This window comes from Hyalangium gracile, from assembly GCF_020103725.1.
GTDB classification, from domain to species: Bacteria; Myxococcota; Myxococcia; order Myxococcales; family Myxococcaceae; genus Hyalangium; species Hyalangium gracile.
Map to the genome: position 1 here is coordinate 80,195 of NZ_JAHXBG010000021.1, position 16,790 is coordinate 96,984.

Sequence of the window (16,790 nt, forward strand, 5' to 3'; positions counted from 1 at the left end):
CCTCCTCAGCGGGCCCGGGTACGCCCGGCGCGGCGGGCACCTCGCACCACCTCCACCCAGCGGCCCTGGAGGCGCGCCTCGGAGGCGAGCGCCTCCTCCCAGGAGGGACCGTCCGGCAACAGCCGCTGCGCATGGGACAGCACGAGCCGCTCCAGCGCGCGCTCCTCGCACAACCGCCGCAAGCCCGGCCCGTCCAGCCCACACGCGCCCAGGAACGCCTGCCGCTCCGAGGGCTTCACGCGATGGTGCCGCCACCACTCCGCCTCCGCCGCCTTCACCTCCTCCGCCGTCGGCACCAGCCCCAGCGAACGAGCCCACCCCGCCAGCAGCGCCCGCCGCAGCCCCGCCTCGGCCAGTTCCACGCTGTCTGGCGCCCGCTGCAGCGCCGCCACCACCTGCGCGGAGGGCACCGCCCTGCCGTCCAGCACGGACACGTCATCCGCCAGCCTCCGCCGCCGCACCAGCGAGGAGGGCGGAGGCCGGGACGCGCCTCGCGGCAGCTGCACCGGCAACGGGGACGACGCGAACGCCGCCGCCGCACGGATGCAGGCGATGGCGTCCTGCCGCTTGAGATCCTCCACGCCCCTCGAGAACCAACCCTCCCAGTCCCCCCGCGTGGCCGCCGGCCAGGTGGGCCGCACCGACTCCAGGATCCGGCGCCAGGTGCGGTCCTGGTAGAAGAGGCCCTCGGCCGCCATCACCACCGCCCGCGCCTGCCGCTGGTTGAGCACCCGCGCCGCTCGCGCCTGGGCCACCACGTGCCGGACATTCACCAGCGGCACGGTGAGCGGCCGGTAGCCGTGCTCCGCATCGGCGTGCAGCAGCGCCACCTCCGAGTCATCCACCAGCTCCCCATCCCGATACCCCTCGAAGATGCGCCCCACGCCCACCATGCCATGGGCCGACAGCTCCGCCGCGCGCAGCGCCCCCATGCTCGCCCCACCGAAGATCGCCACGCCCGCCTCCATCGCGGCCAGCAGCTCGTGGTGCCACACCGAGGGCTGCGCCTCGAAGACGCCATCCACCAGCGCGATGGCTCGGGGCCGCAGCGACAGTGCCCGCCACACATCCCCCTGACGGGCCGGAGGCAGGACACGACAGGGCGCCAGCTTGCGCGCCTCGTCCGCGGGCAGCGAGGGGCCCAGGAAGACGACGAGATCCTCGGGACGGCGTTTCATAGGAGCTCCGAGATGCGCATGCCCGGCACCACCACCCGCCGCACGTGCAGTCCGGGCATCGGTGCATCGAGCGTGACGGCGGCCACCTGCGTGAAGCCCGCGCGCCGAAGCTGGTTCAGCACGCGCCGCACCCCTCGGACCGGCGAGCCGCTGTCCGCCGAGAAGTCCGGCATGTCCTCGGCCCGGCGCTTGGAGCGCACCGAGGCGCAGACGCGAGCAAAGCCGCGCGCCGCCTCGCGATCCACCGCCGACACATCCTCCCGCGCGCCGTGGATGTCCGTGAGCCGCGACTGGGCCGCCTCCAGCAGGGCGCGCAGCAGCGCCTCATCCCTCCCGAGCGCGCACGCATACCCCGCCGTCAGCGGCACCGGCCCCTCCTCCTGGTCCACCAGCACCGCCGCCGCCACGGGCAGCCCCACCGCGCCGGGCGTCCGCGACGTGGGCGTCGCATCGAAGAGGTACACGCCGAAACCCCGCTCCCGCAGCGCGCGGGCCAGCTCCGCCGCCCGAGGCGCCCCCCGCCCCAGCACCACCGGCCCCAGCATCCGCCGCCGCACCGCCTCCTCCGTCCACCCGCCCGGCAGCGCGCGCGCGAGCTGGTCCCGCTCCGTGGCCTCCAGCAGCGCGTGCAGCAGCGCACGCCGCGCGTCCGGGTGCGCTCCCGAGCCGTTGCTCGTCCACGCCACGCACACCGGCCCCAGCGCCACCGAGCCCGCGGGAGGACAGTGCACCCCCTGGGCCGGCACCCACACCGACCGCCCCGTGTGCAGCTCCGTGGCCTGCCGCCAGGCACACCGCACCGAGTCCCCCCACAGCCGTGGGTCCACCATCCTCCCGGCCGAGCCCAGCGCCTCGGCGCTCCAGGCCCCCGCGTTGCGCCCGTCCAACTCGGAGCGCGAGCCCCACACCAGCCGGCCGGGGGACACATGCTCCGCGGCCCACAGCTCCGCGGTCTCGAAGAGCGCCCCCAGGGCCGCGCCCTCGAAGGAGAGCCCCTTGCCATTGCAGACCTGGAGCACATGGCCTCCCGGACGCACGGCGCACGCCACCTCCACGCCCGTCCGGTCCAGCCCCGTCACCCGCGCTACCCGGGTGACGCCCATGGCCTGGGCCAGTCGCGCCTGGAACACCTGTGAGACAAGGACTTGGTTGGTAGGAAGCACGGCGGACAACCTTAACTCGAAAACGGGGCCCGCAATCCACCCATCGTATTCGTCAGGCGCGGACAGACCGTGGTAGGGGTGTGGGACGTAGAGGGAAGCCCCGGATGATCCAGGTCGGAGATCCAGCGCCGGAGTTCACCGCCACCGATTGCCAGGGGCATCCCTTCTCCCTGGCCGCGCTGCGCGGACGGCGGGTGGTGCTCTTCTTCTTCCCCAGGGCCTTCACCATCGGCTGCACCATCGAGATCCGGGCCTTCCGCGACAACCAGGCCCGCATCGAGGCGCTGGGCGCCCAGCTGGTCGGCGTGTCCGTGGACTCGGTGAGCACCCAGTGCGCCTTCGCCCAGCAGGAGAACATCCACTTCTCCCTGCTCGGCGACGAGCAGCGCAGCATCAGCACCGCCTATGACGTGCTCTGGCCCGTGCTCAAGGTGGACCGGCGCGTCACCTTCATCATCGACCCCGCCGGCCGGGTGGAGTCCATCATCCGCCATGAGGTCCGCGTCTACCGCCACCTGGATGACGTGCTGAAGTACCTCCAGGCACACCCGCTCCCCTCTGCCCCGTCGGAAGGCTCACACGCCTAGTCCCACTGGCAGAGATACTCGCAGTGCGGCGCGCCACGGGCCACGCACCTGGGGTGGGTCACCTTCACGGCCCTGCCGCCGGACAGCTCGATGGCGCGCTGGTGCCAGCCAACGATGGTGAGGCAGTCCGTCTCGGTGACGTTCTCCGCGCCGAAGGTGCGCAGGGTGGCCGACTTCGGCCCCGTCTTCTCATAGGTGCGCGAGCCCAAGGCGTAATAGAAGCGGTAGATCTGCGGCGCCTGGCTCAGCAGGAAGTGCGGCTCGCCCGGCCGGACGAAGACGTGCTGCGCGCCCTTGAGGTTCTCGTCCGCGGAGGCCCGGCCCATGTCCATGAAGGCCCGCATCCGGTCCTCGGGCGACAGCACGTCCGCGATGGCCGCGTCCAGGCGCAGGTTGAGCTCCAGCGGGTACCAGTTGATGGGAAGGATCATCTTCCGCAGCAGCGCCTGGTCCGCGGGCGACAGGCGCTTGAGCACCTCCTCCACCCGGGCCTGTCCCCCGTGCTGGCGCACCATGTTCAGCCGGGAAATGAGCACCGTGCCCTTGATGCGGCAGCTGTGGAGAGAGTCCGTCGACATATGGAGAGGGCGCCCCGGAAGAGGCAGGGGGTGCGACATTCTGTCAGTGACGGATGCAGTGCGGCAACCGGATGTAGGAGGGACCCTGCCGGGGTGTCGCCTGCTCCCTCACTCCGCGTCAAAACAGGGACTTCCGGGCAGGGGTGTAACCTTCTGGCCCTCCGCGTGTTCAAGTCACCGTGACGGCATGGAAGACAAAGGGAGGCCCCGCGCTCCCCCGGCTGGCGCTGGCGAGCGCCCCGGCGCCCACGGATGAGGCGCTGTGCCAGGCCTTCCTGGAGGGCGACGAGGCAGCCTTCGGCACGCTGGTGGAGCGCTACCGGACGCTCGTCCTCTCCCTGGTGCGCCGCTTCGCCCCCCGGCCCGAGGATGCGGCCGACCTGGCGCAGCAGGCCTTCCTGCGCGCCCTGGAGGCCTCCGGCCGCGTCTTCTCCCGCTGGAAGTGGACGAGCCCCACCCCCTTCCGGGCCTGGCTGGTGCGCATCGCCCTCAACCTGGCGAAGAACCACGCCCGCCAGGGCCACCGCTGGCGCCCGGCCCTGCTCACCGAGGTGGAGCACGCCACGACGGACCCACGGGAGTCTCCCCAGGAATTGCTGGAGCGCCAGGAGCGGGATCGGCACCTGCGGGCCGCGGTGCTCGCCCTGCCCCGCCGCCAGAGGGAGGTGCTCACCCTCCGGGTGGATGGGGGCCTGCCCTTTCGAGACATCGCCGAGATGCTCGGCATCACCGAGAACAACGCCAAGGTGCAGTTCCACCACGCCGTGAAGCGGTTGAAGGCGGAAGTGGCCGGCGCGCCGGAGGAGGAGCGCGGATGAGCGCGTGCCAGGATCAAGAGGAGCTGTTGACGCTCCACGCCGCGGGGGCGCTGGAGCCGGACGAGGAGGCGCGGCTGCGCGAGCACCTGGCCTCCTGCCAGGCCTGCCGGAGCGAGGCCGAGTCCACCGCGAAGCTCCTGGGCGCGGTGGCGCTGCCGCCTCCCTCGCCGGCGATGAGGGACGTCGCGGAGGCCCTGCCCCGGCGGGCGCTGGGAGCGTGGCGGCGCGAGCAGGTGCGCAAGGCGTTGCGGGCCCGGACGGTGGGCGCGGTGCTGGCCGCGGCGGCCGTGGTGCTGCTGGTGGTGAACCCCTCGCTCCACCACCAGGGGACACCGGGCGTCACGCCCTCGCCTGTCGCTGCCTCGACGGTCTCGGAGACCCAGGCCGACTTCGAGCAGTGGGCCTCGTCGGATCCGCTCGGGGACGCGCTCGAGCTCGCCAGCGCCGAGGAGGACTTCGAGGACACCGAGGACTGGGCCGACCCGGACTCCTCCGCGAGCGAGCTGTTCTTCGACGACTTGTGAACCCTGGAGAGACGCCGTGATGAAGCACAATCGAGTGGCCGTGTTGATGCTGACCCTGCTGCCGCTGGTCGCGCTCGCCGCGCCCCCGGACACGCGGGAGGAGGCGGAGCAGGAGGCCGAGCGCCGGATGCGCACGGCGCGAATCATCGGGCTGGCGGAGGAGCTGGAGCTGGACTCGGCCCAGGCGCTGAAGCTGGATGAGACGATGCGCAAGTTCGACGAGCGCCGTCGGCCGCTGCGGCAGCAGGTCCGCGAGTCGGCGGAGATCCTCGAGCGCGCGGCGAGCGGCGACACCGCCGTGCAGGCCCAGGTGGATCAGGCGGCGCAGCGCGCCTTCGACGCCCGGGCGCAGCTCGCGGCGCTGGACCGCGAGATGTTCCAGGCGCTCTCCCGGGATCTGCCGCCGCAGAAGCGCGCGAAGCTGGCGCTCTTCATGGCCCGCTTCGAGAGCCAGTTCTCCAAGTTCAAGCACAAGTTCCGCGAGAAGGCGAAGGAGCGGCTGCGCGAGAAGCTGCGCAAGTACGAGGGGCTGGAAGACCGCGGCTGAGCGTCCCCTCCCCATCCAAGGCCGGTAGAGGGCCTGATGAGCGGGGAAAGTCCGGGAAACGCGAGCCTGGGGGGCCGGCAGAAGCCGGCTGGCCGCCCTGTTAATGTGGCCGGTGGTTCGCCAGCTGCACTCTCCGAGGCTCGCATATGAACAACCGGATCCGGCTGAAGCCCCCTCTGAAGCACGTCGCGCTGGGAGCGCTGACGGCCATGGTCCTGCACGGCTGCTCGCAGGGCGCTCCCCAGGCCCCGGCACCGCAGGCCGTGACGGCCGCGCCCGCTCCGGTCCCCGCCGCGCCGCCCGCGCCGAAGCCTGCTCCGATGGATCCCGCGAAGCTGGCCCAGGCCTTCAAGCTGGCGCCGAGCGCCAAGGCGGCTCCGAAGCCCCAGGACACGGAGGCGCAGATCACGCTCGGCCGCATGCTCTTCTTCGACGCGCGGCTCTCCAAGAACCACGACGTCTCCTGCAACTCCTGCCACGGCCTGGACACCTTCGGCGTGGACAACAAGGCCCTGTCCGATGGCCACCGGGGACAGAAGGGCACGCGCAACTCGCCCACCGTCTACAACGCGGCGAACCACGTCGCGCAGTTCTGGGATGGCCGCGCGCCCACGCTGGAGGTGCAGGCCGAGGGCCCCCTCTTCAACCCCGTGGAGATGGCCCTGCCAGACGACAAGCGCCTGCTGGCGACGCTCACCTCCATTCCGGAGTACGTGAAGTACTTCAAGCAGGCCTTCCCCGGAGAGAAGCAGCCGGTGACGCGGGCCACCGTGACGCAGGCCATCGCCGCCTTCGAGCGCCAGCTCAACACCCCCTCGCGCTTCGACAAGTTCCTCGCGGGCGAGCACGACGCGCTCACGGCCCAGGAGCGCCGGGGGCTGGAGACGTTCGTCACCTCCGGCTGCACCACGTGCCACAACGGCCCGGCGGTGGGCGGCACCTCCTTCCAGAAGCTCGGCCTCATCGAGGAGTGGCCGCACCTGGAGGACAAGGGCCGCTTCGACGTGACGAAGGCCGAGGAGGACCGGGCGAAGTTCCGCGTCCCCACGCTGCGCAACGTGGAGAAGACCTGGCCGTACATGCATGACGGCGCCGTCCAGGCACTGCCGGAGATGGTGCGGCTGATGGGCAAGCACCAGCTCGGCAAGAACCTGTCGGACGGCGAGGTGGACGACGTGGTGGCCTTCCTCAAGAGCCTCACCGGCGAGCTGCCCCAGCAGTACATCACCGCCCCCGAGCTCCCGAAGAGCACGCCCCGGACGCCGAAGCCGGACCCCTCGTAAGGGGCCCGGCGGCAGCTCACCGCGCCGGGGCCCGGGCCTTCTTCTCCTCGCTCGAGGAGAACAGCGCCTTGAGCACACGGCCCGTCGCCGTCTTCGCCTTGCACACCTCGCGAGGCGTTCCCGTGGCGACGATGAGGCCTCCCTCGTCGCCGCCCTCGGGACCCAGCTCCACCACGTGGTCCGCCGCGGCGATCACCGACGGGTGGTGCTCGATGACGACGAGCGTGTCCCCGCGATCCACCAGCCGCCCCAGGAAGGTGATGAGCCGCTCCACGTCACCCAGGTGCAGGCCCGTGGTGGGCTCGTCGAGCACGTAGAGCGTCGGCTCGTGGCGCGCGGAGGCGGTCAGCTCCGCCGCCAGCTTCAGCCGCTGCGCCTCTCCGCCCGACAGCGTGTTGGAGCCCTGGCCGAGCTGCAGGTAGCCCACGCCGAGATCCGACAGGCACTCCAGCGGCGCGGACACCTTGGGCAGCGCGCGGAACACCTCCTTCGCCTCGTCGGCGGACAGCCGCAGCACCTCGCCGATGGTGAGCCCGTGGTAGCGCACCTCCTGCGTGGCGGCGTCGAAGCGCGTCCCACCGCACACCTCGCACGGCGTCACCACGTCCGGGAGAAAGGCCATCTCATGGGAGATGGCGCCCTGCCCCTCGCAGGCGGTGCACCGGCCTCCGGCGGCGGTGTTGAAGGAGAAGCGCGCCGGGCCGAAGCCCCGGATCTTCGCCTCGGGAGTGGCCGCGAAGGCCCGACGCAGCTCGTCCCAGATGCCCAGGAACGTCGCCGGCACCGAGCGCGGCGTGCGCCCGATGGGAGACTGATCCACGGCGAGCACGCGGGACACCGCCTCCACGCCGTGGAGCGAGTCGAACGGCCCTGGCTTCGGCCCCACGAGCCCCAGCTTCTCCCGGAGCGCCGGGTACATCACCTGGCGGATGAGCGTGCTCTTGCCCGAGCCCGACACTCCCGAGACGACGGTGAGCCGCCCCACGGGTACCCGCAGGTCCACGCGCTGGAGGTTGTTGGCCCGAGCTCCCTTCAGCTCGATCCATCGCTCCGGAGCACCCCGCGTGGACGGAGGACGGACCTGGGAGGTCCGCAGCGCCCGCGCGGTGGGCGAGTCCTCCCGCTGGAGCACCTCCTCCGGCGAGCCCTCCGCGAGGATACGCCCACCGCCCCGTCCGCCCGTAGGGCCCAGATCGATGAGGTGGTCCGCCGCGCGGATGGTGTCCGTGTCGTGCTCCACGACGAGCACCGAGGAGCCCGTGTCCACGAGCGCCCGCAGGTTGGACAGCAGCCGGTGGGTATCTCGCGGGTGCAGGCCGATGGTGGGCTCGTCCAGCACGTACAGCGCGCCCGTCAGCCCCGCGCCCAGCTGCGCGGAGAGGCGCAGCCGCTGCATCTCGCCTCCCGAGAGCGTCGCGGCGGCACGGTCCAGCGAGAGGTAGCCCAGTCCCACGCGGTCCAGGAACTCCAGGCGCCGGACGAGCTCCTGGCGCGAGGGCTCGCCAATGAGCGACCGATCTCCGCGGAACTTCCAGCCCTGCACGCGCTCGAGCGTGGCCGTGACGGAGGTCTGCACCACCTCGTGGTAGCGCGCCCCCTCCAGCCTCACCCCGCGCGGCACCGGCGCCAGCCGTGAGCCCTCGCAGGAGCTGCACGGCTCGGTGTGCCCCTCGGCGATGGCCTCGGCGCCGCCTTCCACGCCAGTGCCCTCGCACGCCTCGCAGCGGCCCTGCTTCGTGTTGAAGGAGAACCAGCGCGGATCCAGCTCCGGCACGGCCGTCCCACAGCGCGGGCAGGTCCGCTCGGTGGACAGCAGCGTCTCGCCCTTGGCTCCCCGCACCTTGAGGGCACCCTGCCCCCAGCCCAGCGCCCGATCGAAGACGGCCCGCGACAGCTGCGAGAGCTTCCCCTCGTGCATCACGAGATCGATGTCATGCTCGCGGGTCTTCGTCAGCCGCGGCGGGTTGTCGGTGCCGGCGAGCTGCCCATCCACGATGGCGGTGGTGATGCCGGAGCGGGCCGCCGCGGCGAACAGATCCAGGTAGGTGCCCTTGCGCGCGCGCACCGCGGGAGCCAGCACCGTGCCCTCCCCCTTCATCCCGGTGAGCTGCGCGTACAGCGCATCCGCCGTGGTGGAGGCAATGGGCGAGTCATCCCTCGGGCAGTGCGGCTGGCCCAGCTTGGCGAAGAGCAGGCGCAGGTAGTGGGCCACCTCGGTGACGGTGGCCACGGTGCTCGTCGCGCCCGCGCGCGAGGTGCGCTGCTCCAGCGCCACGGTGGGCGGGATGCCGCTGATGCGCTCCACGTCCGGCCGAGGCATGGTGGGCAGGAACTGCCGCGCGTACGGCGTGAGCGTCTCCAGGAAGCGGCGCTGCCCCTCCGCGAAGACGACGTCGAACGCCAGCGAGCTCTTGCCCGAGCCGCTCGGCCCCGTCACCACGGTCATCTTCCCCAGGGGAATCTGGCAGGAGATCTCCTGCAGGTTGTGCTCGCGCGCGTGCTCCACCTCGATGGCCGGGCCGCCCGAGCTCACCCCGCGCGACTTCGCCGGACGCCGGGTCGCCGTGCCCTCGCCGCGCAGCGCCGCCGCGGTGAGGCCCTTGCCCCGCGCCACCTCCTCCGGAGTGCCCTCGGCCACCAGCCGCCCACCATGCCGACCGCCTCCCGGGCCCAGATCGATGATCCAGTCCGAGCCGCGCATGACGGTGAGGTCATGGTCCACGACGATGACGCTGGCCCCTCGCTCCACCAGCGCGTGCAGCGCGGTGAGCACGTGGCGCACGTCGAGCTCATGGAGCCCGGCGCTCGGCTCGTCGATGAGGAAGAGCGCGCCCTTCGTCTCGCCGGCCAGGGCCCGCGCCAGCTTCAGGCGCTGCGCCTCGCCGCCGGAGAGCGTGGACAGGGGCTGGCCCAGCGACAGGTAGCCCAGGCCGAGCTGCGCCACGGGCCCCAGCGTGCGCTTGAGCACGGCATCCTCCGCGAAGTGCTTCAGCACCTCGTCCACGGTGAGCTCCAGCACGTGCGCCACGCTGAAGCCCGAGTGCTGGACGGCGAGCACCTCCTCCTTGAAGCGCCGTCCCCGGCAGGAGGCGCAGCGCAGGGCCACGTCCGCCAGGAACTGCATCTCCACCGTCTCGTAGCCCTCGCCCGCGCAGGCCTCGCAGCGGCCCTTGTCCACGTTGAAGGAGAAGTGCGCGGCGGTGAGGCCTCGCACCTCCGCCTCCGGCTCGCTGGCGAAGCGCTCGCGCAGCCGGTCCCACGCCTTGGTGTACGTGGCGGCGTTGCCTCGCGAGGTGCGCCCCAGCGGAGACTGGTCCACGAAGGTGATGGACTTCACGGCCTCGGCCCCCTCCAGCGCCTCCACCTCGCCGGGAGCCTCCACGTCCTTCTCGCCCAGCCCTCGCGCCAGGTGCCGGTACAGCACCTCGTCCATCAGCGTGCTCTTGCCCGAGCCGCTGGGCCCGGTGATGGCGCACAGCACCCCGAGCGGCACCTTCACGCTGAGCCCCTGGAGGTTGTGGGCCCGGGCGTTGCGCACGAACAGCTCCCCCGTGCGCTCGCGAGGCGTGTGCTTCGTCACCTCGGAGCTCGCCAGGAGCTGCCCCGTGGGCAGGTCCGTCCGCTTCGCCAGCGCCTCGGGCGGTCCGTCGAAGCACAGCTTCCCGCCATGCTTGCCCGCCCCGGGCCCCAGCTCCAGCACGCGGTGGGCGGAGCGGATGACGTGCTCGTCCTGCTCGATGACGAGCGCGATGTTGCCGCGATCAGCCAGCTCCGCCATGGCCTCGGTGAGCGGACGCACGTCACTGGGGTGCAGCCCCACCGTGGGCTCGTCCAGCACGAAGAGCGCCCCCGTCAGCGACGAGCCGAGCGCCGCCGTGAGCGACACGCGCTGGGCCTCTCCTCCCGAGAGCGTGCGAGCCTGACGGTCCAGCGTGAGATAGCCGAGCCCCACACGCACCAGGTAGCGCAGCCGGTTGGCCAGCTCCTTGCGCGCCAGCTCGCCCTGGCCGGTGGTGGTGCGCAGGGACTGCAGGCGCTCGCAGGCGTCGGACAGCTCCAGCCGGTGCCAGGCCGCCAGGTCCAGCCCGCCCACGCGGTACGCCAGGGCCTGCTCGTTCAGCCGCGCTCCCTTGCAGCTCTCGCAGAGCGCGTAGGCCCGGTAGCGAGAGAGCAGCACGCGCACGTGCATCTTGTACGTGCGGCTTTCCATCCACCGGAACCACGCGCGCACGCCGGGGTACGAGCGCCCGCCGTGGTAGTCGCCCTCCCCCTCCAGCACCATCTCCTGCTGCGCCGGGGTGAGCGTGCCCCACGGCTTGTCCAGCGGGATGCCCATGGCCCGCGCGTAGCGGTGGAGCATGTTGCGCTCCCAGTCCGAGGTCTTCCCGCTCCACGGCCGGATGGCGCCCTGCGCCAGGCTCAGCGCGGGGTTGGGGATGACCTTGGCCCAGTCGATGCCGATGGTGCGCCCGAAGCCTCGACACGTGGCGCACGCGCCCGTGGCGGACTGGTAGCTGAACAGGCCCGGCCGCGCGGGCTCGAACTCGCGCGCGCACTCCGGGCACACGAGTCCTCGGCGGAGACGCTGGGTGGCCCCTCCGGGGAGGAACACCCGGGCCTCACCGTCACCTCGCACCCACGCGTCCTCCACGGCCTGGGTGACGCGGGACAGCTGCGAGCCCGCCAGCTTCACCCGGTCCACCACCACCTGGGCGATGCCCACCGCGTCCGTGGCCTCGCCCGGCCGTAGCGACTCCAACTCACGCACCTCGCCCTGCACGAGGAGCCGGTGGTAGCCGTCCTTGAGCAGCCGCGTGCGCACATCGAGGAACTCGGCGGTGCCGGAGATGCGCACCGGGAAGGTGAAGATGGCCTGCGCCTCCGGGTGCGCGGCGATGACGGACGAGGCGGCTACGCGCGCATCGGTGCGCACCGCCTCCACGCCACACGCGGAGCACACGGGCATGGCCTCGCGGGTGAAGAGCGCGGAGAGGTAGGCCTCCACATCGGCCATCGTGGCCACGGTGGAGCGCGAGCTCTTCACCGGCGCGCGGCGATCCACCGCCACGCCGGCCGCCACCGGCTCGAGCGTGTCCATGGGCGGCCGCTCCAGCCGCTCGAGGAACTGGCGAGCGTACGGGCTGAAGCTCTCGACGAAGCGGCGCTGACCCTCGGCATACAAGGTGTCGAGCGCCAGGCTCGACTTGCCTGCCCCGGACACACCCGTGATGCAGACGAGCTCTCCCTCGGAGAGATCCACGGAGAGCGACTGGAGGTTATGGGTACGGGCGCCGACGAGGTGCGTCTTGTGCATGGAGGCCGCGTCATTTAACGGCCGGATTGGCTCTCGCCAAGCTTATCCTACAGGTTGGATTTCCGAGTGGACGAAGGCTCGCTCCCCCCCTCGTACCAGGTGGCCTCCGGCTCCTGGACGTGGAGCGCCAGGTCCCTCTGGAGCCGGTGGAAGGCGGCCTCCTTCACCTCCGCGTAGCGGACGGAGACGCGCTCCGGGCTCCAGTCGAAATCCACGCTCCCCTGCCGCAGGAACTCCGAGAAGGCGTCCAGCAGGGGCTGCCGCGTCGCGTTCTCCACGAAGAGGAACTGCCCGGCCTGGTTGACCTCGAGGAAGACATAGCGGCCGTCCGGCCGGACGATGAAGTCGAAGCAGCCGAAGACGATGTCCAGCCCGCGCATCAGCGCGAAGCACCGCGCGGCCACCTCGGCGGGCAGCTCGAACGGCTCCATCCTCAGCTCGTCGGGGTCCGCCCGGCGCCAGTCGAGCCGCCCCTCCCGCGTCTCTTGCGAGAGCAGCTTCGCCGCGAACGCGCGCCGCCCCATCATCGTGACGCGCAGCTCGAAGGCCTTGGGCACCAGCGCCTGGTAGATGCCCGGCACCATGGAGAGCAGCTCATCCTCCACCAGCTGCGCCTCGGTGAGCCGGCTCGTGTACGTCATGTAGTACTTCGCATCGTCCTTCCAGGCGGTCATCTTGAAGGGCTTGTAGGCAATCTGCCCGCCGTGCTCGCGGAGGAAGGCGCGAATCTCCCCCGGATCATTGGTGTAGACGGTGTCCGGCGCCTCCAGGCCCACCTCGAGCGCGAGCTGGTGCTGCCTCAGCTTGCTGGTCCGCTCGACGGCGCGGTGCGGGTTCACCCAGAAGGCCTCGGGCGCGAGCGTGTCGAGGAGCGACCGCCGGAACGTCCCACACCCCAGCTCCACGTACGCGTGGTCCGCGGGGTGGATGCGCCGCGGGTCGATGACCAGCGCGGGCCTCCGGTTCCACACGGTGCCGATCGCCTGCTCGGCGAGGTCCAGCTCAGGGCCCCGCAGGCGTACCGAGCGGCGACCGCGCTCGAAGCGCACCGTCTCCGTGGCGCGCGTGGGGAAGTCCGAGGTGTGCCAGAGCAGGTGCGCCACGCCCCTGCGGGCAAGCGCCTCGGCGACGGCGGTGGAGTGGATGTCGTTGGGTCGGGAGAGGATGAGGACGGTCTTCATGGCGAGGCTCGGGTGGAAGGGCGCGGGTGGCACCCGGCCGGAGAGAGGGCGTGCTCTCCGGCCAGGTGTCTGCAAGGAGTGACAGGGACTCTCGAGGGCCTGGGCCCTCAGTCGCCGTCGGTCTGCCCCGGGCTGCCTCCGGTGAGGTCCGGGTGGCCGTGCGGATCCCGGGTTCGCCCGGCCGTCGCCTCCGCGAGCACCGGTCCCAGGTAGCCGCCGCGGACCTGCTCCAGCTCCTCGGCCAGCACGCGCCCGAGCACGCGCCCCGGCTGCCTCGTTCCCGTCTGCATCTCCAGCTTCTTCATGTGACACCTCCGTGTCGAATGGCTCCTCCATGGAGCCATGAGGGACTACGGAGGCACTCGCGAAGTGGATGGCACCGGAAAAGAGGCCGCCGGGGACTGCCCTCCCTTCGAGGCGCGAGCGCAAGGCCCGACCGCACGCCTGCCGATACCCTGGCGCTGAAATGACGAAGGGCCGCCACGCTCGCGCGTGACGGCCCCGGGAACCTCGAGCCACCGCCTGGCCTAGTAGTAGTTGTAGGACAGGCGCAGGTAGAAGTAGCGACCCATATAGTCGTAGGTCGACGCGTCCGAGGACGCGAGGAAGCCGTTGACCACGCGGGCCGGCTGGGCGTCGAAGAGGTTGTTCACACCGGCCTGCGCCCCGATGGTGCCCACCTTCGTCTCGAAGTCGTACCCCGCATTCACATCGAAGGAGTAGTAGTCCGACACGGCGCGGGAGATCGGCGCGGGAGCGCCCTCCTGCTCCTGGCAGGAGTTGTTCTGGCACTCCTTGAAGCCGTTGATGAAGCGCATGTTGATGCCGGCGCTGAGCGCATCCCGGGCCCAGCTCGCCCCCAGCATGCCCACCCAGTCGGTGTGGACCTCCTGGAGATCGTAGTTGCCCCGCGCCTTGAGGACGCGGCCGCCCGCCAGGATGCGGTCGAACTTGTGCAGCCACGTGGCGTCCGCGCTGAAGCCGAAGCGGCCGTACGCCGTCTGCGGCGAGTAGCGCAGCGAGATGTCGATACCGCCCGTCCGGTCACCACCCACGTTGGTCAGCGGGTCATCGATGGTGCTGATCAGCCCGTTGGGGCTGCGGTGGATCCGATCGCAGTACTGCGGCGTCACGCCGCCCGCGGCCGGGAAGCAGCTGTTCAGGATGACGTCCGCGCCCAGGCTGGTGATCGCCTGGTCCACGGCGATGTTGTAGTAGTCCACCGTGGCGGTGACGTCCTTGAGGAACTGCGGCTCGAAGACGACGCCCACCGTGAGGATCTTGGCCGTCTCGGGCTCGAGCGCCGAGTTGCCGCCCAGGATCGTGCGCTGCTGGGGCCGCGGATCCACCAGGTCGTCCGGAACGTTCTGCGCGTCACAGGCGGCGTCCAGCGCGTTGCCCTCCTGGCGGCCAGAGCTGGCGCACGGGTCCTTCACGCCCTGGAAGCTGTCGGACTGCCCCAGGTAGAGCTCGTTCACCGACGGCGCGCGGAACGCCGTGGACCACGTGGCGCGCAGGGTGAAGTCCGGGATGACGCTCACGCGCGTGCCGAACTTGTACGTGAAGTCCGAGCCGAAGGTGTTGTAGTTGAACGCGCGCGCGGCGCCCGTCACCTCCAGCACGTCGCGCAGCTCGCCCGTGCCCGGGTTCGTCGCGCCGAGGATGGGCACCGCCAGCTCGAGGTAGGCCTCGTTCACGTAGTAGCGGCCCTCCGTCGAGGTCTCCTTGTTGCCCGTGGTGTCACCCGCGTCCGTGATGGGGTCCGGGATGTAGGCGCCCTGCTCGCGGCGGTGCTCGTAGCCCACCGCGAGGCCCGCGGGGCGCGCGCTCGAGGAGACGCGGAACAGCTCGCCGCCCATGTTGGCGGTGATGGCCGTCTGCTGGGTGAAGCCGCGAGCCGTGCCGCGGAAGCCCAGGTAGTCCACCGCGTCCGGAGAGATGGAGCCGGCGCCGCCCAGCAGGTTCAGCGGGGCGCAGCCCTCGATGGGCGCCTCGGGCGTGCCGCACACCAGCTGGCCCGAGTCGTTGACGAAGCTCGGCCCCAGCGCCGCCTGCAGCCGGCTGCGCCGCAGCGTGCCCTGCTTGGTGGTGATGCCCTGGGTGCGGCCGAAGTTGTAGGCCACATCCCAGTGCCAGTCCTTCAGGGGGCCGAACTGCTCGTCCAGCTTGCCCTCGAGACCGGTGACGATGCGGAACGTCGTGAGGTCCTGCTCGTAGTCACGCGTGCCGAACTCGGTCAGGCGGCGCAGCACCTCCACCGTGTCGGGCGTCAGGTCCACCCCGAACGGGTTGTAGGCGTTCGCCGCGGAGATGGTCAGGTTCTCACCCGCCGTGCTCAGCGGCTCGGGCGCCAGCTTCTGGGCCGACTGCCGGCCGGTGTACGAGGCCTCGAAGAAGGCGCGCGAGGAGGAGCCGATGCGCAGACCACCGGTGGAGTAGACGTGCGCGCGCTGCTGCGGCGTCACCAGGTAGTTGGCCGGCTGGTAGTTGTAGAGGTCGCCGCCCGCCTCCGTCACGCCCGAGAGGTTGAACGGACGGTATCCGTTGGGCCCCCGGAAGAAGGCGCTCTCGTCCGGGTAGGCGCTCAGCAGATCGCTCCAGGTCGCGTTGCCCACGACGTCGTCGTAGATGAAGAAGGCGCCCTCGGGCACGTACACGCTGCCCGCCGTGTAGATCTGCCGGGAGTTCCAGTCGTAGTCCGTGTCGAACTTGCTGAAGCGGCGCGCGTCCGCGAACACGTCCTTCTGGGTGTAGTAGCCCGCGGTGAAGAGGATGTTGCCGCGCTCGGTGCTCTGGCCCGTCGTCATGCTCAGGTCGTACGTCAGACCGTCGCCCCGCGAGGACATGCCGGAGAAGGCCCGCAGCTCGGTGCCGGAGAAGTCCTTGCGCGTGATGATGTTCACCACGCCCGAGATGGCGTCCGAGCCGTACACCGCCGAGCCACCGTCCTTGAGGATCTCGATGCGCTGGATGGCGGCGGTCGGAATGGCGTTGAGGTCCACGGTGGCGTCCGCGCCGGTGCCGCCGGCCACGTGGCGCCGCCCGTTGAGCAGCACCAGCGTACGCTCGGGCCCCAGGCCGCGGAGGTTCACGCGCGTGGAGCCATCACCGCTGTTGTTGTACTGCGTGTTGATGGCGTTGGACTGCTCCGGCAGGTTCTGGAGGATGTCGCCGATGGACGTCTTGCCCGTCTTCTCGATCTGCTGACGGTCCAGCACGGTGACGGGCGCCGCGGTGGTCAGCTCCTTGCGCGGGATGCGCGAGCCGGTGACGACGATCTCCTCGATGTACTCCTCGGGAGGAGGCTCCTCGGCCACCGGCTGGGGCGCGGGCTTCGCCTGCGGCCGGGGCTGGGCCTGGGGCTGGGGCTGCGGCGCGGGCGCGGCCGGAGGCTGGGTGGCCTCGATGGGCTGCTGGACGGGCGTGGCCGCCTCGGGCTGCGGCGCGGGCGTCGGGGCAGGGGCTGCTTCCTGCGTGGCGACCGGGGCGTCGGCGGGAGCCTGCTGCGCCGTCGCGACTCCGCCGGTCCCTGTGACGAGAACGGCCAGGGCCAGGACCGTGTTCTTGCGGGTGGATTTCTTCGACACCTTGGAACCCTTGCGTGTGTGGAGAGACAT

At 71.4% G+C, this 16,790-nt stretch carries 12 protein-coding genes; 5 read left to right on the plus strand and 7 right to left on the minus strand.

Annotated features, from left to right (window positions below; all coding sequences use genetic code 11):
- Positions 1-5: 5 nt before the first annotated feature.
- Both KY572_RS33795 and KY572_RS33800 read right to left on the minus strand, forming a co-directional pair.
- Positions 6-1,178, minus strand: a complete 1,173-nt coding sequence (locus tag KY572_RS33795) for a TfuA-like protein (RefSeq protein WP_224247795.1) — start codon at positions 1,176-1,178, stop codon at positions 6-8.
- Positions 1,175-2,341: a YcaO-like family protein gene (locus KY572_RS33800; RefSeq protein WP_224247796.1), complete on the minus strand. Its 1,167-nt coding sequence runs from the start codon at positions 2,339-2,341 to the stop codon at positions 1,175-1,177. Before KY572_RS33800 ends, KY572_RS33795 begins: the two co-directional genes overlap by 4 nt.
- 104 nt (positions 2,342-2,445) lie before the next feature.
- Between KY572_RS33800 and KY572_RS33805 the strand changes: the two genes are divergently transcribed.
- Positions 2,446-2,928 carry a peroxiredoxin gene (locus KY572_RS33805; RefSeq protein ID WP_224247797.1) on the plus strand — a complete coding sequence of 161 codons (483 nt, stop codon included), beginning with the start codon at positions 2,446-2,448 and terminating at the stop codon, positions 2,926-2,928.
- On the opposite strand, the gene KY572_RS33810 is transcribed toward KY572_RS33805, so the two are convergent.
- Positions 2,925-3,506 carry a TIGR02265 family protein gene (locus KY572_RS33810; protein WP_224247798.1) on the minus strand — a complete coding sequence of 194 codons (582 nt, stop codon included), beginning with the start codon at positions 3,504-3,506 and terminating at the stop codon, positions 2,925-2,927. The two genes, KY572_RS33805 and KY572_RS33810, sit on opposite strands and share 4 nt — an antisense overlap.
- A 179-nt stretch (positions 3,507-3,685) precedes the next feature.
- On the opposite strand from KY572_RS33810, the gene KY572_RS33815 reads away from it, so the two are divergent.
- The 4 genes from KY572_RS33815 to KY572_RS33830 all read left to right on the plus strand — a co-directional run bounded on the left by KY572_RS33815 (position 3,686) and on the right by KY572_RS33830 (position 6,678).
- Entirely contained in the window at positions 3,686-4,324 is a 639-nt protein-coding gene (locus KY572_RS33815) for an RNA polymerase sigma factor (protein WP_407660046.1), read from the plus strand.
- Positions 4,321-4,848 (plus strand): anti-sigma factor family protein, encoded by a 528-nt coding sequence (locus KY572_RS33820; protein ID WP_224247799.1) that lies wholly within the window; start codon positions 4,321-4,323, stop codon positions 4,846-4,848. The genes KY572_RS33815 and KY572_RS33820 overlap by 4 nt, the downstream gene beginning before the upstream one ends.
- A 19-nt stretch (positions 4,849-4,867) precedes the next feature.
- A complete protein-coding gene (locus tag KY572_RS33825; RefSeq protein ID WP_224247800.1) occupies positions 4,868-5,395 on the plus strand; it encodes a periplasmic heavy metal sensor in 528 nt (175 codons plus the stop codon).
- Between the two features lie 146 nt (positions 5,396-5,541).
- Positions 5,542-6,678, plus strand: coding sequence for a cytochrome-c peroxidase (locus KY572_RS33830; protein WP_224247801.1), 1,137 nt, complete (start codon positions 5,542-5,544; stop codon positions 6,676-6,678).
- A 16-nt stretch (positions 6,679-6,694) separates the two neighbouring features.
- Here the strand turns inward: KY572_RS33830 and uvrA are convergent, their stop codons facing one another.
- The 4 genes from uvrA to KY572_RS33850 form a co-directional block, all read right to left on the minus strand.
- Positions 6,695-11,992 carry an excinuclease ABC subunit UvrA gene (gene uvrA, locus KY572_RS33835; protein ID WP_224247802.1) on the minus strand — a complete coding sequence of 1,766 codons (5,298 nt, stop codon included), beginning with the start codon at positions 11,990-11,992 and terminating at the stop codon, positions 6,695-6,697.
- Between the two features lie 47 nt (positions 11,993-12,039).
- Positions 12,040-13,173 (minus strand): MvdC/MvdD family ATP grasp protein, encoded by a 1,134-nt coding sequence (locus KY572_RS33840; protein ID WP_224247803.1) that lies wholly within the window; start codon positions 13,171-13,173, stop codon positions 12,040-12,042.
- 107 nt (positions 13,174-13,280) lie between these two features.
- The gene (locus KY572_RS33845) at positions 13,281-13,478 is read right to left on the minus strand and encodes a hypothetical protein (protein WP_224247804.1); all 198 of its coding nucleotides are present in this window, start codon (positions 13,476-13,478) and stop codon (positions 13,281-13,283) included.
- Positions 13,479-13,700: 222 nt separating this feature from the next.
- Positions 13,701-16,790: a TonB-dependent receptor domain-containing protein gene (locus tag KY572_RS33850; RefSeq protein WP_224247805.1), complete on the minus strand. Its 3,090-nt coding sequence runs from the start codon at positions 16,788-16,790 to the stop codon at positions 13,701-13,703.